Origin of the sequence: Isoptericola sp. NPDC056578, from assembly GCF_042793275.1 — a bacterium.
Lineage (GTDB): Bacteria > Actinomycetota > Actinomycetes > Actinomycetales > Cellulomonadaceae > Isoptericola.
This window is the reverse complement of sequence record NZ_JBHTVC010000006.1, coordinates 101,202-121,862: the sequence shown is the minus strand read 5'-3', so window position 1 is coordinate 121,862 and position 20,661 is coordinate 101,202. Positions and strand designations below refer to the sequence as shown.

General features: G+C 75.2%; 18 protein-coding genes. 15 read left to right on the top strand and 3 right to left on the bottom strand.

The annotated features are described in order from the left end of the window. Positions 1 to 244 precede the first annotated feature (244 nt). The 13 genes from ACFQ80_RS04530 (at position 245) to ACFQ80_RS04470 (ending at position 14,385) form a co-directional block, all read left to right on the top strand. Positions 245 to 1,777 (top strand): ABC transporter ATP-binding protein, encoded by a 1,533-nt coding sequence (locus ACFQ80_RS04530; protein ID WP_430562715.1) that lies wholly within the window; start codon positions 245 to 247, stop codon positions 1,775 to 1,777. 143 nt (positions 1,778 to 1,920) lie between these two features. Next, on the top strand, positions 1,921 to 3,207 hold the full coding sequence (locus tag ACFQ80_RS04525) for an ABC transporter permease (RefSeq protein WP_430562718.1): 1,287 nt from the start codon (positions 1,921 to 1,923) through the stop codon (positions 3,205 to 3,207). Beyond that, positions 3,204 to 4,502: an ABC transporter permease gene (locus ACFQ80_RS04520; protein WP_430549687.1), complete on the top strand. Its 1,299-nt coding sequence runs from the start codon at positions 3,204 to 3,206 to the stop codon at positions 4,500 to 4,502. The genes ACFQ80_RS04525 and ACFQ80_RS04520 overlap by 4 nt, the downstream gene beginning before the upstream one ends. A 2-nt stretch (positions 4,503 to 4,504) precedes the next feature. Beyond that, complete coding sequence (locus tag ACFQ80_RS04515; RefSeq protein WP_430549688.1) at positions 4,505 to 4,933, top strand: cytidine deaminase; 429 nt, start codon at positions 4,505 to 4,507, stop codon at positions 4,931 to 4,933. Next, a complete protein-coding gene (locus ACFQ80_RS04510; protein ID WP_430562714.1) occupies positions 4,930 to 6,261 on the top strand; it encodes a thymidine phosphorylase in 1,332 nt (443 codons plus the stop codon). Before ACFQ80_RS04515 ends, ACFQ80_RS04510 begins: the two co-directional genes overlap by 4 nt. 62 nt (positions 6,262 to 6,323) lie before the next feature. Next, the gene (locus ACFQ80_RS04505) at positions 6,324 to 7,139 is read left to right on the top strand and encodes a hypothetical protein (RefSeq protein ID WP_430562713.1); all 816 of its coding nucleotides are present in this window, start codon (positions 6,324 to 6,326) and stop codon (positions 7,137 to 7,139) included. Between the two features lie 75 nt (positions 7,140 to 7,214). Then, positions 7,215 to 7,469, top strand: a complete 255-nt coding sequence (locus ACFQ80_RS04500; protein ID WP_430562712.1) for a hypothetical protein — start codon at positions 7,215 to 7,217, stop codon at positions 7,467 to 7,469. Between the two features lie 19 nt (positions 7,470 to 7,488). Further along, entirely contained in the window at positions 7,489 to 8,604 is a 1,116-nt protein-coding gene (locus ACFQ80_RS04495; protein WP_430562711.1) for an adenosine deaminase, read from the top strand. Further along, a complete protein-coding gene (deoC, locus tag ACFQ80_RS04490; RefSeq protein ID WP_430562710.1) occupies positions 8,601 to 9,344 on the top strand; it encodes a deoxyribose-phosphate aldolase in 744 nt (247 codons plus the stop codon). The genes ACFQ80_RS04495 and deoC overlap by 4 nt, the downstream gene beginning before the upstream one ends. Before the next feature lie 8 nt (positions 9,345 to 9,352). Continuing rightward, positions 9,353 to 10,000 (top strand): ATP-binding cassette domain-containing protein, encoded by a 648-nt coding sequence (locus ACFQ80_RS04485; protein WP_430562709.1) that lies wholly within the window; start codon positions 9,353 to 9,355, stop codon positions 9,998 to 10,000. A gap of 18 nt (positions 10,001 to 10,018) precedes the next feature. Beyond that, entirely contained in the window at positions 10,019 to 11,575 is a 1,557-nt protein-coding gene (locus ACFQ80_RS04480; protein ID WP_430562708.1) for a hypothetical protein, read from the top strand. A 99-nt stretch (positions 11,576 to 11,674) separates the two neighbouring features. Beyond that, complete coding sequence (locus ACFQ80_RS04475; protein ID WP_430562707.1) at positions 11,675 to 13,483, top strand: oleate hydratase; 1,809 nt, start codon at positions 11,675 to 11,677, stop codon at positions 13,481 to 13,483. Between the two features lie 59 nt (positions 13,484 to 13,542). Next, positions 13,543 to 14,385: a siderophore-interacting protein gene (locus ACFQ80_RS04470; RefSeq protein ID WP_430562706.1), complete on the top strand. Its 843-nt coding sequence runs from the start codon at positions 13,543 to 13,545 to the stop codon at positions 14,383 to 14,385. Positions 14,386 to 14,389: 4 nt separating this feature from the next. On the opposite strand, the gene ACFQ80_RS04465 is transcribed toward ACFQ80_RS04470, so the two are convergent. Continuing rightward, positions 14,390 to 16,237: a phospho-sugar mutase gene (locus tag ACFQ80_RS04465; RefSeq protein WP_430562705.1), complete on the bottom strand. Its 1,848-nt coding sequence runs from the start codon at positions 16,235 to 16,237 to the stop codon at positions 14,390 to 14,392. A gap of 27 nt (positions 16,238 to 16,264) precedes the next feature. After that, positions 16,265 to 17,116 carry a purine-nucleoside phosphorylase gene (locus ACFQ80_RS04460; RefSeq protein ID WP_430549699.1) on the bottom strand — a complete coding sequence of 284 codons (852 nt, stop codon included), beginning with the start codon at positions 17,114 to 17,116 and terminating at the stop codon, positions 16,265 to 16,267. 68 nt (positions 17,117 to 17,184) lie between these two features. Here ACFQ80_RS04460 and ACFQ80_RS04455 point away from each other — a divergent pair, with 68 nt between their 5' ends. Beyond that, positions 17,185 to 18,693 carry an NAD(P)H-quinone dehydrogenase gene (locus ACFQ80_RS04455; protein ID WP_430562704.1) on the top strand — a complete coding sequence of 503 codons (1,509 nt, stop codon included), beginning with the start codon at positions 17,185 to 17,187 and terminating at the stop codon, positions 18,691 to 18,693. Positions 18,694 to 18,726: 33 nt separating this feature from the next. Here the strand turns inward: ACFQ80_RS04455 and ACFQ80_RS04450 are convergent, their stop codons facing one another. Continuing rightward, a complete protein-coding gene (locus tag ACFQ80_RS04450) occupies positions 18,727 to 19,248 on the bottom strand; it encodes an NUDIX domain-containing protein (RefSeq protein WP_430562703.1) in 522 nt (173 codons plus the stop codon). 29 nt (positions 19,249 to 19,277) lie between these two features. Between ACFQ80_RS04450 and ACFQ80_RS04445 the strand changes: the two genes are divergently transcribed. Beyond that, positions 19,278 to 20,645, top strand: a complete 1,368-nt coding sequence (locus tag ACFQ80_RS04445) for an MFS transporter (protein WP_430562702.1) — start codon at positions 19,278 to 19,280, stop codon at positions 20,643 to 20,645. Positions 20,646 to 20,661: the final 16 nt, after the last annotated feature.

Here is a 20,661-nt window from a genome sequence, read left to right as displayed (position 1 = left end):
GGCGCCGCGGGGGGGGGGCCCCTCCCGGCCTCCCCCTCCCCTCCCCCCCCTGGTTTCCGTGGGGGGGGGTCCCCCCCCCCGCCCCCCCCCCGGGGGGGGGGCCCCCCCCCGGGGGTCGCGCCACCGTCCGCACTCTGTGCGCCGTCTCGCGGCGCGGACGGCGACGAGGCCGCCCCGGTGAGAGGCTGGCCGCGGTGCGAGCTCCACGACATCCCGACGACCCGCGACCGATGGAAGGCAGAGCATGAGGCTCGAGCTGCGCGGCATCACCAAACGCTTCGGCGCCCTCGTGGCGAACGACCACATCGACCTCGTGGTGGAGCCGGGCGAGATCCACTGCCTGCTGGGCGAGAACGGCGCCGGCAAGTCCACCCTGATGAACGTGCTCTACGGCCTGTACCAGGCCGACGAGGGCGAGATCCTCCTGGACGACGAGGTCCAGGCCTTCGAGGGGCCCGGCGACGCGATGGCCGCCGGGATCGGCATGGTGCACCAGCACTTCATGCTCGTGCCGGTGTTCTCGGTCGCGGAGAACGTCATGCTCGGGCACGAGACCACCGGTGCCGCGGGGGTGCTGGACCTGGCCAGCGCGCGCTCCCGGGTCACGGAGATCGCGGACCGGTTCGGCTTCCAGGTCGACCCGGACGCCCTGGTCGAGGACCTGCCGGTGGGCGTGCAGCAGCGGGTCGAGATCATCAAGGCGCTCTCGCGCGACGCCGACGTGCTGGTCTTCGACGAGCCCACGGCCGTGCTGACCCCCCAGGAGACCGACGAGCTCATGGGGATCATGCGGCAGCTGCGGGACGAGGGCGCGGCGATCGTCTTCATCACGCACAAGCTGCGCGAGGTGCGCGCCGTCGCCGACCGCATCACGGTCGTGCGGCACGGCAAGGTCGTCGGCGAGGCGAGCCCCGGCGCGACCGACGCCGAGCTCGCGTCGCTCATGGTGGGCCGCGCCGTCGAGCTGACGGTGCGCAAGGACGCGGCCCGCACGACCAACAACGAGCTCGCCGTCACGGACCTCCGCGTCACGGGGCCCGAGGGCCAGGTGCTCGTGGACGACGTGAGCTTCACGGTGCGCGGCGGCGAGGTGCTCGTCGTGGCCGGCGTCCAGGGCAACGGCCAGACGGAGCTGACCGAGGCCCTCGTGGGCCTCCAGGAGCAGGTCGCGGGGAGCGTGCGGCTCGACGGCAAGGAGCTGGTGGGCCGCTCGGTGCGCCGGATCCTGCAGGCGGGGGTCGGCTTCGTGCCCGAGGACCGCAACGAGGACGGCCTCGTCGGCGAGTTCACGATCGCCGAGAACCTCGTGCTCGACCGCACGGACGGTCCGCCGTTCGTGCGCCGCGGCGCCCTGCAGCTCGCGCTGCGCGACGACTTCGCGCGGGAGAAGGTCGCGGAGTACGACGTCCGCACGCAGGGCATCGAGACGCGCGTCGGCCGCCTGTCGGGCGGCAACCAGCAGAAGGTCGTCCTCGCGCGCGAGCTGTCCCGCGAGCTGCGCCTGCTCGTGGCGGCGCAGCCGACGCGCGGCGTCGACGTCGGCTCGATCGAGTTCATCCACAAGCGGATCGTCGAGACGCGCGACTCGGGCATCCCGGTCGTGGTGGTGTCGACGGAGCTGGACGAGGCCGTCGCCCTCGCCGACCGGATCATGGTGATGTACCGGGGCCGCGTCGTCGGCATCGTCCCGGCGGACACCCCGCGCGACGTGCTCGGCCTGATGATGGCCGGCGTCGCGCCCGAGAGCGGCCCCGATCGAGAAGGAGACGCGGCGTGAGCGGCGAGACGCCCCAGGACCGGGCGCAGGACCGGGCCCAGGAACCGGCACAGGACCAGGGGCCCGACGTCGACCCCGACTCGCGGCTCGGCGAGGCGCTCGAGCAGGTCGACGCGACGGCCGAGCCCGGGCTCGCGGAGGAGCTGGAGCAGGAGGCGGCGCGCGAGCAGGCGGCCGTCGTCGAGGAGTCCGGCCAGCGGTGGCGCGACGCGTTGCGCCGCGCGACCTCCGGCGGCTGGGCCGTCGCCCTCGGCGCGATCGTGCTGGCGGTGCTGGCGGGGTCGATCCTCATCGTCGTCACCGACGAGAAGGTCCAGGCCGCGGCGCCGTACTTCTTCGCGCGGCCGGCCGACACGCTCGCCGCGGTCGGCCAGGCGGTGGGTGGCGCGTACTCCGCCCTGTTCCAGGGCGCGGTCTACAACTTCGGCGCGGACACGTTCGCGCAGGGGATCAAGCCGCTGACGCAGACGCTCGCCAACGCCACGCCGCTCATCGCGGCCGGCCTGGGCGTCGCCCTGGCGTTCCGCGCGGGGCTGTTCAACATCGGTGGCCAGGGCCAGATGCTCATGGCGGCCACCGCCGCCGGGTGGATCGGCTTCGGCGTCACCGGGCTCCCGTTCCCGCTGCACCTGCTGATCGCCCTCGTGGCCGGCGTCGCCGCCGGCGCGCTGTGGGCGGGCATCGCCGGCCTGCTGAAGGCCCGCACCGGCGCCCACGAGGTGATCGTCACGATCATGCTCAACTACGTCGCGTTCTACCTGCTGTCCTACCTGCTCTCCACGCCGGGGCTCATGCAGGCGCCCGGCTCCGCGTACCCGAAGACGCCGCCGATGCAGGACTCGGCCGTGCTGCCGTCGCTGCTCGGCAGCGAGTACAACCTCGACTGGGGCTTCGTGCTCGCGCTGCTCGCCGTCGTCGGGGTGTGGTGGCTGCTCAACCGCTCGAGCACGGGCTTCGCCTTCCGTGCCGTCGGCGAGAACCCCAAGGCCGCACGGGTGGCCGGCATCGACGTGCCACGGACCACGGTGCTCGTCATGCTCGTGGCCGGTGGCCTGGTGGGTCTCGCCGGGGCGCAGCAGGTGCTGGGCACGGTGACCTCCGGCTTCAGCACCGACATCGACGCCGGCATCGGCTTCGACGCGATCACCGTGGCGCTGCTCGGCGGGTCCTCGCCCTGGGGCGTGCTCGGCGCCGGCATCCTGTTCGGCGGCTTCAAGGCCGGCGGCTCCGCGATGCAGGCCGCCGAGGGCATCCCGATCGAGATCGTGCTCGTCGTGCAGTCGCTGATCGTGCTGTTCATCGCGGCGCCGCCGCTCGTGCGGGCGGTGTTCCGCCTGCCGCAGCCGGAGCGGACGCCGCGCCGACGGGAGAGCCGACGCGACCGCCGTCGGGCGGCAGGCGCGCAGGGCGCCGGGGAGGGACAGGCATGACCGCCACGACCGTCGACCAGCCCGGGGCCGCGGCCCCGGCCCCCGCGTCGCGCGCCACGGCCCCGGTGACGTGGAAGGCCGTCGTCGGCCTCGGCGTGGTCCTGGTCCTGTACGCGCTGCTGCTGCTCCTGGCGCCCCACGAGGGTTCCGCGCGGTTCGCGCTGTCGACCAGCACCGACTTCGTCGTCCTGTCGACGCTCGTCGTGCCCGCGATGGCCACGGCCTGGGTGTGCGCCGTCGTCGGGCTCGCCGTGCTGGCGTTCGCCGTCGTGCGCACCCGGGCCGGGCGACGCGTACCCGTGTGGGCCGTGGCCGTCTTCGCGGCCGCGCTGCTCGTCGGGTTCCTCGCCTGGGCGGGCGCGGGCAGCCCGCGCGACATCTCGGTGGTCGGGCTCCTCGGTGGTGCCATCGGCCTGTCCGTGCCGCTCGTCTACGGCGCGCTCGGCGGCGTCATCGGCGAGCGCGCGGGCGTCGTCAACATCGCCATCGAGGGCCAGCTGCTGGCGGGCGCGTTCGTCGCCGCGATCGTCGCGTCGCTCACCAAGAACCCGTGGGCCGGGCTGGTGGCGGCCGTGCTGGCGAGCGCCCTCGTGGCCCTGGTGCTGGCGCTGTTCACCATCACCTACCGGGTCAACCAGGTGATCGTCGGCGTGGTGCTCAACGTGCTGGTCATCGGCCTGACGAGCTTCTTCTACTCCGAGGTGCTGGTCCCGAACGCCGAGACGCTCAACTCGACCGTCCGGTTCCCGCGCCTGCCGATCCCCGGGCTCGAGAGCATCCCCGTGATCGGGCCGGTGCTGTTCAACCAGACCATCGTCGTCTACCTCATGTACCTCGCCGTGCCGGCGGTCTCGTACGCCCTGTTCCGCACGAAGTGGGGCCTGCGGGTGCGTGCCGTGGGCGAGCACCCCAAGGCGGCCGACACGGTCGGCATCGACGTGCTGCGCACCCGCTACCGGGCCGTCCTGGTGGGCGGCGCCGTGGTCGGGCTCGGCGGCGCGTTCTACACCGTGGTGTCGATCAACCAGTTCGGCCGCGAGATGACGGCCGGCGCGGGGTTCATCGCCCTGGCCGCGGTCATCTTCGGCAAGTGGGACCCGCTCCGGGCGGCCCTGGCCGGTCTGCTGTTCGGCTTCGCGACGAACCTGCAGAACGTGCTGTCGGTCGTGGGCTCGCCCGTCCCGAGCCAGTTCATGCTCATGCTCCCGTACGTGGTGACGCTGCTGGCGGTGGCCGGGCTGGTCGGCAGGTCCCGCGCGCCCGCCGCGTCGGGGACGCCCTACACCAAGGAGTAGCGATGGCGAGCACGAGTGGTCCGACCGTCGACTGGGAGGCGCTGCGCGCCGCGGCACGGGACGTCGTCGAGCGGGCGTACGTGCCGTACTCCGGCTTCCCGGTGGGTGCCGCGGCGCTCGTGGACGACGGCCGCGTGGTGGTGGGCTGCAACGTGGAGAACGCCGCCTACGGGGTGACGCTCTGCGCGGAGTGCTCGCTCGTGTCCGCCCTGGTCACGGGCGGGGGCGGCCGGCTCGTCGCGTTCACGTGCGTGGACGGCGCGGGGCGGACCCTCATGCCGTGCGGACGGTGCCGCCAGCTCCTGTGGGAGCACGGCGGCCCCGACCTGCTGGTGGAGTCCGTCCGGGGCGTCGTGCCCATGACCGAGGTGCTGCCGGACGCGTTCGGCGCACCGGACCTGGACCGTTATCGCGAGGGGAGCGAGGCATGACCACGCCGGGCAGCACGACGGGCAGCGCGCCGGCCCACGAGGCGTTCGACGCCGTCGACGTCATCCGGACCAAGCGCGACGGGCACCCGCTCGAGGCGGAGCAGATCGACTGGGTGGTGGACGCCTACACGCGCGGCGCGGTCGCCGAGGAGCAGATGTCGGCCCTCGCGATGGCGATCCTGCTGCGGGGGATGACCCGCCCGGAGGTCGCGCGCTGGACCGGCGCGATGATCGCGTCCGGCGAGCGGATGGACTTCTCCGGCCTGTCGCGCCCCACCGCGGACAAGCACTCGACCGGCGGGGTGGGGGACAAGATCACGCTGCCGCTCGCGCCGCTCGTCGCGTCGTTCGGGGTGGCCGTGCCGCAGCTCTCGGGCCGCGGCCTCGGGCACACGGGCGGCACGCTGGACAAGCTCGAGGCGATCCCGGGCTGGCGGGCGGCGCTGAGCAACGCCGAGCTGATGGGCCAGCTCGAGGACGTCGGCGCGGTGGTCTGCGCGGCCGGGGCGGGGCTGGCCCCCGCCGACAAGAAGCTCTACGCCCTGCGGGACGTGACGGGCACGGTCGAGTCGGTGCCGCTCATCGCGAGCTCGATCATGAGCAAGAAGATCGCGGAGGGCACCGGCGCGCTGGTCCTCGACGTCAAGGTGGGCTCCGGCGCGTTCATGAAGGACCTCGACGCGGCCCGCGAGCTCGCCCGCACGATGGTCGACCTCGGCACGGACGCGGGCGTGCGCACGGTCGCGCTGCTCACGGACATGGCCGTCCCGCTCGGCCGCACCGCGGGCAACGCGCTCGAGGTGCGCGAGTCCGTCGAGGTCCTCGACGGCGGCGGGCCGGCCGACGTCGTCGACCTCACCGTCGCGCTGGCCGTGGAGATGCTCGCGGGCGCAGGGAAGCCCGTGCCCGAGCCCGAGGTGCGCGCGGCGCTGGCCGACGGCCGCGCCAAGGACGTCTGGCGCAGGATGATCGCGGCGCAGGGCGGCGACCCGGACGCGGAGCTGCCCCGGGCACGGGAGCGGCAGGACGTGGTCGCGGACCGGTCCGGCGTCCTCACCCGGCTGGACGCCTACGCCGTCGGCATCGCGGCCTGGCGGCTGGGCGCGGGGCGCTCGCGCCGCGAGGACCCGGTGCAGGCCGGGGCCGGCGTCGAGCTGCACGCGAAGCCGGGGGACGAGGTCTCCGCGGGTGAGCCGCTGCTCACCCTGCACACGGACACTCCGGAGCGGTTCGACCGCGCCCGGGCGGCGCTCGAGGGGCAGTGGGCGGTCGACGACGCCGTGGGCGGCGACGCGGCCCGACCGCTCCTGCTCGACCGGATCGGCTGACCGACACGCGGCTGGTCGGGACGGTCGGGGCGGTCGGGACGATGGCGGCGCGGACGCTGCGCGTGACGGACGTCCTCGCGCTCGTGGGCGCGTTCGCCGGGCCGGCGCCGGTGCCGCCGCCCGTCGGACGGTTCGGCCGCCCGGAGGTGCCCGGCGACCTCGTCCCGGCGCTCGACGCGCTCGCCCCCGCGGTGCGGGCACGGGTGCTCGACCCGCTCGGCCGGGAGGACCCACCGCCGGTCCCGGGGCGCCCGCGGACGCTCGTGCTCCCCGCGGCCGACGGTGTCGTCGCCCCCGCACGCCAGGTCGACGAGCGGACGTGCGGCGCGGCGGTGCTGGCCCTTCTGGCGCTCGCGGGCGACCCCCGGCTCGCGCTCGGGCTGAGCCGCGGGCCGCACGGGGTCGGCGCCGCGTTCGCCGCGGCCCAGCGGGTGCTGCACGCGCGCGCGACCCGGGGACCGGGCGGCCTCCCGCTGTGGCCCGCCGCCCTGGGGACCCCGCCGTGGGGCGCGGCCCGCGTCGCCCGGTACGGCCGCGTGCGGTACGGCCACCGGGTGGTCGGCGGCCGCGCGGCCCGCACGGTGCTGGGCGCCGCCGTGGGGTCGGCGGCCGCCGGCGTGCCGGTCCCGCTGTACACGGGGGGCGACCTCGCCGGCGGCGTGTCGACGGCGGTGCCCCGGCACGTCGTCCTCCTCACGACCGTGCGGAGCGGTGTCGCGACGGTCTACGAGCCGTCGGCCGGCCGGCTGCACGCGGTGCCGGTCGCCGGGCTCGTCGCGGGCGCCCGAGGGCGTCGGGACGACCGGCTGCTCGCCCCCGCGCTCGGCGGCTGGCCGCACGTCGTGTGGGCGCTGCTGCCCCGGGACGCCCGCGGCTGACCAGCTCCTCTGGCGCGTCGCGGGGGCCGGGTCCACGATGGGAGCGCACCGCCGTCGAGCGAAGGGACAGCCCCCATGAGCACCGCCCCGGACGACGCCTGGCGGGACGCCGGGCTGGAGAGCCCCGACGACACCACGAGCCTGGTCGAGGACGCCCTGACGGACGACGCGCAGGGTGGCGAGGACGCTGCGGCCGGCGGTCGCGCGGAGGAGTACAAGCCGCGGCACGCCCGGCCCGACCTGGACGGCGAGGCCGCGGAGGCCGACGTCGTCGAGCAGAGCCAGGAGGTCCCCGGGCTCGACGATCCCGAGGCCTCCGAAGACGCGTGATCGCCGGTAGGTTGGCCCCATGACGCAAGCCCTCGTCGACCTGATCCCCGCCCTGCCCAAGGTGCTGCTGCACGACCATCTCGACGGGGGCCTGCGACCGCAGACCGTCCTCGAGCTCGCCGCCGAGGTGGGCCACGAGCTCCCGGCGTCGGACGCCGAGTCGCTCGGCACCTGGTTCGTCGAGGCCGCGGACTCCGGGTCCCTGGTGCGGTACCTGGAGACGTTCGACCACACCATCGCCGTCATGCAGACGGCGGACGCCCTGGCGCGCGTGGCGCGCGAGGCCGTGCTGGACCTCGCCGCCGACGGTGTCGTGTACGCCGAGCAGCGCTGGGCGCCGGAGCAGCACCTGTCCCGCGGGCTGACGCTGCCGGAGACGGTCGAGGCCGTGCAGGCGGGCATCGACGAGGGCATCCGCGAGGCGGCGTCGCGCGGGCAGATCATCCGCGTCGGGCAGCTGGTCACCGCGATGCGGCACACCGACCGCTGGCAGGAGATCGCGGAGCTCGCGGTCGCGTACCGGGACCGCGGCGTGGTGGGCTTCGACATCGCCGGCCCGGAGGACGGGTTCCCGCCGTCGCGGCACGTGGAGATCTGGCGCTACCTGGCCGAGCAGGACTTCCCGACGACGATCCACGCCGGCGAGGCGGCCGGGCCGGCCTCGATCGCGGAGGCCGTCCACCTGGGCCAGGCCGACCGGATCGGCCACGGCGTGCGGATCGTCGAGGACATCGCGTTCCACGAGGGGTTCGACGACGACGGCGAGCGGCGCGCCGAGCTGGGGCGTCTCGCGCACTGGGTGCGCGACCACCAGATCGCGCTCGAGGTGTGCCCCGTGTCGAACCTGCAGACGGGCGCCACGACGGCGACGTCCGTGGCCGACCACCCGATCACGCGGCTCAAGGAGCTGGACTTCGCCGTCACGCTCAACACGGACAACCGCCTCATGTCCCGCACGTCCATGTCGAACGAGATGACGCGGCTCGTCACCGAGGCGGGGTGGACCATCGACGACCTGGCCGACGTGACCCTGACCGCCGCGTGGAGCACGTTCATGCATCACGACGAGCGCCGCGCGCTGGTCGACGACGTCATCCTGCCGGGGTACCAGCAGGTCGAAGGGGCGCAGCGATGAACCGTTCGACGCCGTCTGCCGCCCGGCCCGGGCAGAGCGACCTGCCCGCCGACGCCCTCGCGCTCGCGCGGTTCGTCGACCACACGCTGCTCAAGCCGGAGGCGACCACCGCCGACGTCACCGCGCTGGTCGAGGAGGGCGTCCGGCTGGGCGTGTTCTCGGTCTGCATCTCCCCGACGTTCGTCGCGCACGCGGCGCGGGTCGCGGCCGGTCGCCTCGCGGTGGCGACCGTGTGCGGCTTCCCGTCGGGCAAGCACGTCAGCGCGGTGAAGGCGGCCGAGGCGGCCCGATCCGTCGCCGACGGCGCCGACGAGGTCGACATGGTGATCGACGTCGGCGCGGCCAAGGAGGGCGCGTTCGACGCGGTCCGGGCGGACATCGCCGCCGTGCGCGCGGCCGTGCCCGCCGAGCACCTGCTCAAGGTCATCATCGAGGCGGCCGCGCTCACCGACGACGAGATCGTCGCCGTCTGCCGGGCCGCGCGGGACGCCGGCGCCGACTTCGTGAAGACCTCGACGGGCTTCCACCCCGCCGGGGGCGCCTCCGTGCACGCGGTGGAGCTCATGGCCGGCACGGTGGGCGGCGCGCTGGGGGTCAAGGCCTCCGGAGGGGTCCGGACCCTGGACGACGCGCTCGCCATGATCCGCGCCGGCGCCACGCGGCTGGGCCTCTCCGGGACCGCGGGCGTGCTCGCGGGCTTCGCCGGGGGAGAGCAGGCCGCCGCCGGGTCCGGCTACTGACCGCCGGCGTGCCCGAACCGCTCGTCGACGTCCGCGCCGCCACGCGCACGCACGGCACGGTCCAGGTCCTCGGGCCGACGTCCCTGACGCTGGGGCCCGGCGAGGCGGCCGCCGTCGTCGGGCCGAACGGCAGCGGCAAGTCCACGCTGCTGCGCCTGGTCGCGGGCAAGGACGAGCCGACGTCGGGCGACGTGCGCGTCCTCGGCCTGCCCGCCGGGCAGGCGCGCCTGCGGCGGCGGGAGGACGTCGCGCTGCTGTTGGGCGGCCTGTCGGCGTACCCCGACCTCACGGTCGCCGAGCACCTGCGCCTCGTCGCGTCGGCCTGGTCGGGTCGCCATCGCGGCCCCGACGTCGAGACCGCGCTCGCGGAGGCCGAGCTCGACCGCGTGCGCGACCAGCTCCCCGGGGAGCTGTCGTCGGGGGAGGGGCAGATGTTCGCCCTCGCGACGACGCTCTACCGGCCCGCCCGTCTCGTGCTGCTCGACGAGCCGGAGCAGCGGCTCGACGCGCGCTGGCGTGCCGTGGCGCGGCGTCTCGTCGCGGGCGCGCTGGACGCGGGCAGGGCGCTGCTCGTCGCGACGCACGACCCGGACCTGCGCGCCGACCTCGCCCGCCGCGGCCGCGAGGTCGAGCTCGCGGCGCCGGGGCCGCGATGAGGATGCGGTGACGGCGCGGTGACGGGCGCCCCCCAAGTCCCGGCGGGGCACGTCGACGACGGCGCCCGCGTGCCGTACCCGCGCTGGCGGCGCTGGGTCGGCTCGCTGCGGCGCCGGGCGCTCGTCGTGCGGGCCGCGGAGTCCGGCGGCGACCCGCACGACCGCGTCTACCTCGGCTACGGGGTGGTGCTGCTCGCGCTCGTGTACGGGCCGGTCCTGTGGAGCGCCCTCGCCCAGGCGGCCGCGGCGGTGCCGCTGCCCGACGCGGTGGAGGGGCGGGCGGCGGTGCTGCTCGCCGGGTCGGCGCTGGCGCTCGGCGTCGCGTGCCTCGCCGGGCTCGCCGCAGCCCGGGCCGGAGGCCCGCTCTGGACGAGCCGTGCCGAGGCGACCTTCGCACTCTCCGGCCAGTTCCGCCCGCGCGACGTGCTGCGGCGGCGAGCCGTGCTGCTCGCGCTCGCGGCGGCCGCCGGCGGCGCCTTCCTCGCGACCGCGGGCGCGGCGGGGCTCGCGGGCGGGGCCACCGCGGGCGTACCCGGGCCCCTCCTCGTCGCGGGAGCGGGCGCCGCCCTACTGGCCCAGGTGCCGGTGGCGGTCGGCGCGGCGGCCCAGGCCCCGGGTCGGCGGCGCGCGGCCGTCGGGGTCACCCTGCTCCTGCTGGTGCTCGGTCTGGTCGCGGCCCTGGGCACCGTGTCACCCGTCCCCGCCCTGGTGCCGTCGCCCGGTGCGCGGGCCGGGGCGGTCGCGGGCGTCGCGCTGGTCGTGGCCGTCGGGCTGGCGTCGGCGTGGCTGGTGGTCCGGGTGCTGCCGGGCGAGCTCGACGTCGACCGGGCGGCCGCGGGCCAGTCGCGCACGGTGACGGCCGGACGCGGCCTGGTGGGTGGCGACTCCGGGGCGGTCGCGGACGTCCTCGGGCCGCGGGGCTACGCGGGCCGGTCGGCGCGGCTCCCCGCGCGGCTGCTGCGCCGCGCCCCGCTGGTGGCGCGCGACCTGCTCGGGCTGCGCCGCCGGCCGACGGCCCTGGTCGTCTCGCTCCTTGCGGGGTGCGCGGGGGCCGTGCTCGTGCGCCTCGGCGCGGAGGACGGGCCGGCGCTCGCGACCGTGGCGGGCGCCCTCACCCTGTACGGCGCGGCGCGGACCTGGACCGACGGGCTGCACGCGTTCGCCGCCCAGCCCCAGCCGGGCGCCCTCCTGCCCGGCACGGCGGCGCGCGCCGTCGCCGGGCACGCGGTCGTGCCCACGGTCCTGGGGCTGCTCGCCGCGGCCGCGGGAGCCGCCGGTGGGCGGGGCGAGGAGGCGGCCGCCGTCGTCCTCGTCGTCGTGCTGGTGCTGGCCGCACGCGTCTGGGTGGCGGGCGCGACGGCAGCGCCGCCCGGCCTCTTCACGCCGATGATGACGCCGAACGGCGACATGTCCATGCTGGTGCTGGGCGCGTGGTACCTGCGCGGCTGGCTGGTCGTGGCGGCAGCCGCCTGGCTCCTCCAGCGCGCCGGTCCCGGTGCCGCGACGGCCGTGCTGGTGCTGGCGCTGGCGGCCGGGCTCGCCGCCACGGGGCTGCGGCGGTTCGCCCGGGCGTGACCCGGCACGCCGCTCCCGGTCGCGGTGCGGCGCCGTCCGGCGCAGGCTCGTGCCTGGGGCCCGTGACCCGGGGCCGCCACCCGACCGGAGGGACAGCGCGTGTACTACAGCAACGGGAACTACGAGGCGTTCGCGCGGCCGCGCAAGCCGGCCGGCGTCGACGACAAGTCGGCGTGGCTCGTGGGCGCCGGACTGGCGTCCATGTCCGCCGCGGCGTTCATGATCCGCGACGGGCAGCTGGCGGGGGAGCGGATCACGATCCTCGAGCGCCTGCGGCTGCCGGGCGGGGCCCTGGACGGCATCAAGGAGCCGAAGAAGGGTTTCGTGGTGCGCGGGGGCCGCGAGATGGAGGACCACTTCGAGTGCCTGTGGGACCTGTTCCGGTCCGTGCCGTCGATCGAGGTCGAGGGCGCCTCGGTGCTCGACGAGTTCTACTGGCTCAACAAGGACGACCCGAACTTCTCGCTGCAGCGGGCCACGGTGGACCGCGGCCGGGACGCGCGCACGGACGGCCTGTTCGCGCTGTCGGAGAAGGCGCAGAAGGACATCGTGACCGTCTTCCTCGCGACGCGCGAGGAGATGGAGGGCAAGCGGATCGACGAGGTCTTCGGCCGCGAGTTCCTGGACAGCAACTTCTGGCTGTACTGGCGCACGATGTTCGCGTTCGAGGAGTGGCACAGCGCGCTCGAGATGAAGCTGTACATCCACCGGTTCGTGCACCACATCGGCGGGCTGCCGGACTTCTCCGCGCTGAAGTTCACCAAGTACAACCAGTACGAGTCCCTGGTGCTGCCGCTGTACCGCTGGCTGCTCGACCAGGGCGTGACGTTCCGGTTCTCCACCGAGGTCACGGACGTCGACTTCGAGATCCGCCCCGGCCGCAAGCAGGCGACGCGGATCCACTGGGTGGCCGACGGCGAGCCGGGCGGCGTCGACCTCGGCGAGGACGACCTGGTCCTGGCGACGATCGGCTCGCTCACGGAGAACTCTGACGACGGCGACCACCACACCCCGGCCCGACTCGACACGGGCCCCGCGCCGGCCTGGGACCTGTGGCGCCAGATCGCGGCGAAGGACCCCGCGTTCGGGCACCCGGACGTCTTCGGCGGCGACGTCGAGAGCACGAAGTGGGAGTCGGCGACCGTCACGACCCTCGACCCGCGCATCCCCGAGCACATCCGGCGGATCTGCAAGCGCGACCCGTTCAGCGGCAAGGTCGTCACGGGCGGCATCGTCACGGTGAAGGACTCGAGCTGGCTGATGAGCTGGACGGTCAACCGGCAGCCGCACTTCAAGCAGCAGCCGCCCGACCAGGTCGTGGTGTGGGTGTACTCGCTGTTCGTCGACACCCCGGGCGACTACGTGCGCAAGCCGATGCAGGAGTGCACGGGCGAGGAGATCACCCGCGAGTGGCTCTACCACCTGGGGGTGCCGACCGACCAGATCGACGAGCTCGCGGCCACCGGGGCCAGGACGGTGCCCGTGATGATGCCGTACGTCACCTCCTTCTTCATGCCCCGGCACGCGGGCGACCGGCCGGACGTGGTGCCCGACGGCGCGGTGAACTTCGCGTTCATCGGCCAGTTCGCCGAGACGAGCCGGGACTGCATCTTCACGACCGAGTACTCGGTGCGCACGGGCATGGAGGCCGCCTACCGCCTGCTCGACATCGAGCGCGGCGTGCCGGAGGTCTTCGGCTCCACCTACGACGTGCGGACGCTGCTCAAGGCCACGAGCCGCCTGCGCGACGGCGAGGAGGTGGACCTGCCGGGCCCGAGGTTCCTGCGCGAGCGGCTGCTGCGGCGTCTCGACGGCACGCAGATCGGCGAGCTGCTCACCGACTTCGGGCTGATCCCCGAGCTCGACGGGACCGCCCGCCGCGACCGCGTGGACGACGCCGTGGAGTGAGCGCGGTGACGAGCCTCACACCGGGCGGGGCACCCGAGGGAAGTTAGGCTCGCCTCACCATGTCTGACACGCAGCCCCAGGCCCCCGCCGGCCCGCCCGCCCGCAAGCGCACCCCTCGGCACGCGACCGTCACGGCCGTCCACCGGCACACCCCGCACCTGGTGCGGGTCACGATCGCGGGCCCCGAGCTCGCGGAGATCGACCTCACCGGACACACCGACACCTACGTGAAGCTGGTGCTCGGGGAGCTGGCGGACGGCCGTCCGCTGCTGCGCGCCTACACGGTGCGCGCGCGGCGCGACGCGGCCGTCGCGGCGTCGGGCGAGGTGGAGTGGGACCTCGACCTCGTGGTGCACGGGGACGCCGGCGTGGGCGGGCCGTGGGCGGTGCGGGTGCAGCCGGGGGAGCCGGTGACGTTCCTCGGCCCGGGCGCCGGCTACGCGCCCGACCCGCAGGCGCCGTGGCACCTGCTCGTGGGCGACGACGCCGCCCTGCCCGCGATCGCGGCCTCGCTCGAGGCGCTCCCGGCCGGCGCGGTCGCGCACGTCGTCGTCGAGGTCCCCGGGCCCGAGGACGAGCAGGAGCTGGCCAGCGCCGCCGACCTCACGCTCACGTGGGTGCACCGCGGCACCGGCGACCTGGCCGGCACCGTGCGCGCCGCCCACGCCGCCGGGGAGCTCCCCGCGGGGGCGCCGCACGTCTTCCTGCACGGCGAGGCGGGCATGGTGCGCGACCTGCGCCGCTGGGTCCGCACCGAGCTGGACGTGCCGCGCGAGCTGCTGTCGGCGTCGGGCTACTGGCGCCGCGGCAGCGACGACGAGGACTGGCGCGCCCGCAAGGGCGAGTGGAAGGCCGCCGTCGACCAGGACGACGCCGCTCTGGTCGGCGGAGTGGTCGGCTGAGCGTTCAGAGCCCCAGCGCGGTCCGGAGCTCGGCCTTGATCCGGTCGAGCTTCTTGTGCGCCGCGACGCGCAGCCGGCCGACGTCGACCGCCGACGCGTCCGCGGCCACGGGCTCCACGACCTCCAGGTAGCACTTGACCTTCGGCTCGGTCCCGCTGGGTCGCACCACGACGCGCGTGTCGTCGGCACCCAGGAGCACGACGCCGTCCGTGGGCGGCAGACCGTCGATGCCGTCGGACAGGTCGAGCACGTCGGCGACGCCGGCCCCCGCGAGCGTGCGCGGCGGCGACGTGCGCAGCCGCGCCATCGTGTCGGGGATGCGTGACAGGTCGTCGAACCGGACGGAGAGCTGGTCGGTGACGAACAGGCCGTTCTCGCGGGCGACGTCGTCGAGCGCGTCCACGAGCGTGCGCCCGGCGGCCTTCTCCCGGGCGGCGAGCAGGGCCACGAGCACCGCGGTGCTCAGGCCGTCCTTGTCGCGCACGCGGGCCGGGTCCACGCAGTAGCCCAGCGCCTCCTCGTACCCGAAGACCAGCCCGGGGGTGCGGGCGATCCACTTGAAGCCCGTGAGGGTCGTCGCGTGCCCGACCCCGTAGCGGACCGCGATCGAGGACAGCACCCGGGAGGACACGACCGAGGAGGCCACGACCGGGCCGACGCCGGAGCCGTCCGGCGCGGGCACCTCGCCGCGGGCGATGCGGCGCACCGCCTCCCGCCCGAGCAGGGCGCCCACCTCGTCGCCGTGCAGCATCCGCCAGCCGTGCGAGCGGGCCGTCTCCGCACCCTGGTGCGTGCCGTGGCTCGGGTCGTAGACGGCGACCGCGCACCGGTCGGCGTCGGGGTCGTTGGCGATCACCACGTCGGCGTGCGCCTCGGCGAGGGCGACCGCCATGTCGATCGCACCGGGCTCCTCGGGGTTGGGGAACCGGACCGTGGGGAACGCCGGGTCCGGGTCGAGCTGCTCCTCGACCGGCAGCACCCGCGTGAAGCCGGCGTCGGCCAGCACCCGGGCGAGGACGCGGCCGCCGACGCCGTGCAGGGAGGTCGTGACCACCCGCAGCGCCGCCCGCTCCTGCGGCCCGGTGGACGTGCCCGCCCGCTCGGCCAGGTCGTGCACCGACGCGACGTACGCGTCGACCACCTCGCGGCCGAGGACCCGCCAGCCCGACTCCACCCGCGGGACCCCCGACGGCGGACCGGCGGCGGAGATGGCCTCGGCGATGCGGGCGTCGTGGGGCGGCACGATCTGCGCCCCCTGGCCGGCGTCGGTGACGACGCGGCCGCCGAGGTACACCTTGTAGCCGTTGTCCTGCGCCGGGTTGTGGCTCGCGGTGACCATGACGCCCGCGTCGGCGTCGAGATGGCGCACCGCGAACGCGAGCACCGGGGTGGGCAGGGCGGAGGGGAGCAGCAGCACCTCGTGGCCGGCGGCGGTGAGCACCGCGGCGGTGTCGGTCGCGAACGTCGACGAGCGGTCCCGGGCGTCGTAGCCGACCACCACGCGCGCGGTCACGCCCCGGCCCAGCACCGACGTGAGGTACGTGCCGAGGCCGGACGCCGCCGTCGTGACGACCGCGCGGTTCATCCGGTTCGGGCCCGGCGCCATCGCGCCGCGCAGCCCCGCCGTGCCGAACTGGAGCGAGCCCGCGAACCGGTCGCGCAGGAGCGCGACGGCGTGCTCGCGCGTGCTCGGCCGCTCGGACGACGTCTGCTGGGCGAGCCGGGACAGCTCCGCCTTGTCGTCGTCGTCGACGTCGTAGCGGATCCAGCGCTCCACCTCGTCGAGCAGGGTGGACAGGGCGGTCGCCGTCGCGGCCGGCTCGAAGGCCGGGTCGTCGGTGTCCAGGCTCATGGCGGATCCCTCCGTCGGGTGCTCGGCTTACAGGGCGGTGACGATGCGGGCGAGGAGCTCGCTGATGCGCGGGCCGGCGGCCTGGCCGGCCTCCAGCACCTCCTCGTGCGACAACGGCTGCGGGCTGATGCCCGCGGCGAGGTTGGTCACGAGGGACACGCCGAGCACCTCCATGCCGGCGTGCCGGGCGGCGATGGCCTCGAGCGTGGTCGACATGCCGACCAGGTCCGCGCCCATGAGGCCGGCCATCTTCACCTCGGCGGGCGTCTCGTAGTGCGGCCCGGGGAACTGCGCGTACACGCCCTCGGGCAGCTCCGGGTCGACGGTGCGGGCGATCTCGCGCAGGCGCGGCGAGTACAGGTCGGTGAGGTCGACGAACGTCGCGCCCTCGAGGGGGGACGTGGCCGTGAGGTTGAGGTGGTCGCGGATGAGGACCGGCTGGCCCGGGCGCCACGCGATGTGCAGGCCGCCGCAGCCGTTGGTGAGCACGACGCTCTCGCAGCCGGTGGCCGCCGCGGTGCGCACCCCGTGGGCGACGCGCCGCACCCCCTTGCCCTCGTACAGGTGCGTGCGCCCGCCGATGACGAGCGCGTGCCGCACCGCGCCGTCGGGCCGCTCCACGCGGATCGAGCGGGTCGTCGCCGCGTGGCCCGCCACGGCGGGCCGGGCGAAGCCGGGGATCTCGTGGGTCGGGATCTCCGCCACGACGTCGCCGACCAGCTCGGCGGCGCCGCCCCAGCCGGAGCCCAGGACGAGGGCGACGTCGTGCCCCGGCACCCCGGTCGCCTCGGCGATGTGGTCGGCCGCGGCGCGGGCGACGTCGAACGGGTCGGTGGTCGGGTCGTCGAGGTCCCCGACGCTGCGGCTCGTGGTGCTCATGGTCCCGAGGGTAGTCCGGGCGGGGGCACGCCGCCGCGCCGGCACCGGGGGCCCGGCGGCCTGACACAATGGCCCCCGTGCCCTCCGTGAACACCCCTTCCCCGGACACCTCGGCCTCCACCGGCGCCGCCACCCGCGGCATCCCCGAGGCCGACCCGCGCCCCCCGCACGTCGTCGTCGTCGGCGGCGGACCGGGCGGCTACGAGGCCGCCCTCGTCGCCCGCCGCCTCGGAGCCCGCGTCACCGTCGTCGAGCGGCACGGCCTCGGCGGTGCCGCCGTGCTCACCGACGTCGTGCCCTCCAAGACGCTCATCGCCACCGCCGAGTGGTTCACCACGGCCGAGCAGGGGCCCGAGCTCGGCGTCCGCGGGGAGGCACCGGCGGGCGAGCGCCGCGACCTGGTCGACCTCGAGGCCGTGAACGCCCGCGTGCTCGCGCTCGCCGACGCGCAGTCGCGCGACATCCACTCCCGCCTCGAGCGCGAGGGCGTCGAGATCGTCGTCGGCGAGGGTCGGCTCGACGGTCCGTCGCGGGTCGTCGTCGACACGGGCACGGACACCGACCCGGGCACGACGACGCTCCACGCCGACACCGTGCTGCTCGCCGTCGGCGCCACGCCGCGCACGCTGCCCACCGCCGTCCCCGACGGGGAGCGCATCCTCACGTGGACGCAGCTCTACGGCCTCGCCGAGCTGCCCGAGAAGCTGATCGTCGTCGGGTCCGGCGTCACCGGCGCCGAGTTCGCGGGCGCCTACCAGGCCCTCGGCTCGCAGGTCGTGCTCGTCTCCTCCCGCGACCGGGTGCTGCCCGGCGAGGACATGGACGCCGCCGAGCTGCTCGAGGGCGTCTTCCGTGCCCGCGGCATGACCGTCATGTCGCGCTCGCGCGCGGCGTCCGCGGTGCGCACCGAGGACGGCGTCGCCGTCACGCTCACCGACGGCCGCGTCGTCGAGGGCTCGCACGTGCTCATCGCCGTCGGCGGGGTGCCCTCCACCGCCGGGATCGGCCTCGAGGAGGCGGGCGTGCGCCTGGCGGCGAGCGGGCACGTCGAGGTGGACCGCGTGTCGCGCACCTCCGTGCCCGGCGTCTACGCCGCGGGCGACTGCACCGGCGTGCTGCCGCTCGCGTCCGTCGCGGCCATGCAGGGCCGCATCGCGATGTCGCACGCCCTCGGCGACGCCGTCGCGCCGCTCAAGCCGGGCCGCGTCGCCGCCAACATCTTCACCGCGCCGGAGATCGCCACGGTCGGCCTCAGCGAGTCGACGCTCCGCGAGCGGGGCTACCGCTACGTCACGACGACGCTGCCGCTGGCGCGCAACCCGCGCGCCAAGATGCTGGGCATGCGCGACGGCTTCGTGAAGCTCTTCGCCCACCCGGACGCCGGCGTCGTGCTCGGGGGCGTCGTCGTGGCCCCGCGTGCCAGCGAGCTGATCTTCCCGATCACGCTCGCCGTCGCGCACCGCCTCACCGTGGACGACGTCGCCGACTCCTTCACCGTCTACCCGTCGCTGTCCGGGTCGGTGGCCGAGGCCGCGCGCGTGCTGCACGGCCAGTCGGGGGAGGGCGCCGCCGTCTGACGGTCGCGCCTGGCCACGCCGAGAGGCTGGTGGTCAGGAGCGGCCGTCGAGCCGCGCCCGCAGCGCGGGCCACGCCACGGCGAACGCGGGCAGCAGCGGGAGTGTCGCCACGTCGTCCACGGCGACCCACCGCACCTCCAGGCTCTCCGGGTCGGCCGCGCCGGGCGTCACGCGGGCACCCGGGGCGACGTCCGCGAGCACGGTGGTGTAGGCCCACGGGCCGTGGTCGAGCACGTGCGTGCCCAGCACGTGCACCGCGCGCGGCTCCACGGCCGCCTCCTCGAGGCTCTCGCGCAGGGCGCCGTCCACGGGCGTCTCGTCCGGGGCGAGCGCGCCGCCCGGGACGCCCCACGTGCCGCCCTGGTCCGACCAGACCGCGCGGTGCTGCAGCACGACGTCGGTCACCGGGCCCGGCGCGGTCGAGGACGGCGCGCGCCGCGCGAGCAGCAGCCCGGCCGCGCCGTACAGGCCCCAGTGCCGGTGGTCACCGCAGGCCACCCAACCGTCCCCGGGGTGCCGGTGGAGGGTCTCGCGCGGGGGAAATCGGCTGGGCACGCGGTCAGGCTACAGGCGACGATGGGACGGTGAGCGCGCACGGCACCGATGAGTTCCCCGACCCCGCACCGTCACCCACCACCATGGACGACCTGCCCGACGAGACACCCGACGAGATGCCCGGCTGGAAGCGCAACGTCGCGATCTTCCTCACCGGCCAGACGATCTCGCTGCTCGGGTCGATGCTCGTGCAGTTCGCCGTGATGTGGCACCTGACGATCGTCACGCAGTCGGGGTCCGTGCTCATGCTCAGCATCGTGTTCGGCATGCTGCCGCAGGCGTTCATGTCGATCTTCGGCGGTGTGTGGGCCGACCGGCACTCCCGCAAGCTGCTGATCATCGGCGCGGACAGCGCGATCGCGACGATCACGCTCGCGCTCGCGCTGCTGATGCTGTCCGGCGTCGACGACCTGTGGCTGATCTACGTGGCGCTCGCGGTCCGCTCCACGTTCGCCGGCATCCAGACGCCCGCCGTGAACGCGATGGTGCCGCAGATCGTGCCGGCGCCGCAGCTCATCCGCATCAACGGGATCAACCAGTCCATCCAGTCCGGGATGATGCTGCTCGCCCCCGTGGTGGCGGCCGCGATCTACGCGAGCTTCGACATCGTCGCGGTGTTCTTCGTGGACGTCGTCACCGCGGTGCTCGGCATCGGCATGCTGCTGCTGGTCACCGTGCCGCGCCTGGTCCGGCACGACGACGCCGCGCCCGAGGACGGGGCGCCGCAGAAGCCGAGCTACTTCGGGGACCTGGCCGCGGGTGTCCGCTACATCCGCGGCCACGGCACCGTGAAGTGGCTCATGACGATCTTCGCCACGACCATGGTGCTCATCGGCGCGCCGTCCTACCTCACGCCGCTCATGGTGACCCGGACGTTCGGCGAGGAGGTCTGGAAGCTCACCACGAACGAGGTGTTCTGGGCGGCCGGCATGCTCGCGGGCGGGCTCGCGATGGCGTTCCTCGGGACCCGCGTGACCAACCGTGTGGCGCTGATCGTCGGGAGCACCCTCGCGGCAGGGGTGTTCACCGCCGGGCTCGGCCTGTCCACGAACATGTGGGTCTTCTTCGTGCTGGGACTGCTGATCGGCGTCACGTTCACGCTGATGTCCGCCCCCAGCATGGCCATCCTGCAGGAGACGGTCGAGCCCGAGATGCAGGGCCGCGTCTTCGGCTTCGTCGGCATCGTCATGACCGTCGCCATGCCGCTGAGCATGGTCGTCTTCGGCCCGCTCGCCGACCGGTACTCGGTGCAGGTGCTGCTGGTCGTCGCCGGCGCGCTGCTCGTCGCCTTCGTCGCGGCCGTGCTGTCCGTCCCGTCCGCGCGGCGGTCGCTCGCCGCCATCGCGCGACCGGCGACGGACGAACCCGCCGAGGTCGTACCGGATCCCGCGAGGTAGGACTACCTCGCGGGGA

Bases quoted from the DNA above. Each gene is read 5' to 3' on its own strand.
- ACFQ80_RS04500 (WP_430562712.1), top strand. From the start codon at position 7,215: ATGAGCACCGCCCCGGACGACGCCTGGCGGGACGCCGGGCTGGAGAGC.
- ACFQ80_RS04460 (WP_430549699.1), bottom strand. From the start codon at position 17,116: ATGAGCACCACGAGCCGCAGCGTCGGGGACCTCGACGACCCGACCACC.
- ACFQ80_RS04510 (WP_430562714.1), top strand. From the start codon at position 4,930: ATGACCACGCCGGGCAGCACGACGGGCAGCGCGCCGGCCCACGAGGCG.
- ACFQ80_RS04455 (WP_430562704.1), top strand. From the start codon at position 17,185: ATGGCCCCCGTGCCCTCCGTGAACACCCCTTCCCCGGACACCTCGGCC.
- ACFQ80_RS04530 (WP_430562715.1), top strand. From the start codon at position 245: ATGAGGCTCGAGCTGCGCGGCATCACCAAACGCTTCGGCGCCCTCGTG.
- deoC (WP_430562710.1), top strand. From the start codon at position 8,601: ATGAACCGTTCGACGCCGTCTGCCGCCCGGCCCGGGCAGAGCGACCTG.
- ACFQ80_RS04465 (WP_430562705.1), bottom strand. From the start codon at position 16,237: ATGAGCCTGGACACCGACGACCCGGCCTTCGAGCCGGCCGCGACGGCG.
- ACFQ80_RS04495 (WP_430562711.1), top strand. From the start codon at position 7,489: ATGACGCAAGCCCTCGTCGACCTGATCCCCGCCCTGCCCAAGGTGCTG.
- ACFQ80_RS04520 (WP_430549687.1), top strand. From the start codon at position 3,204: ATGACCGCCACGACCGTCGACCAGCCCGGGGCCGCGGCCCCGGCCCCC.
- ACFQ80_RS04470 (WP_430562706.1), top strand. From the start codon at position 13,543: ATGTCTGACACGCAGCCCCAGGCCCCCGCCGGCCCGCCCGCCCGCAAG.
- ACFQ80_RS04515 (WP_430549688.1), top strand. From the start codon at position 4,505: ATGGCGAGCACGAGTGGTCCGACCGTCGACTGGGAGGCGCTGCGCGCC.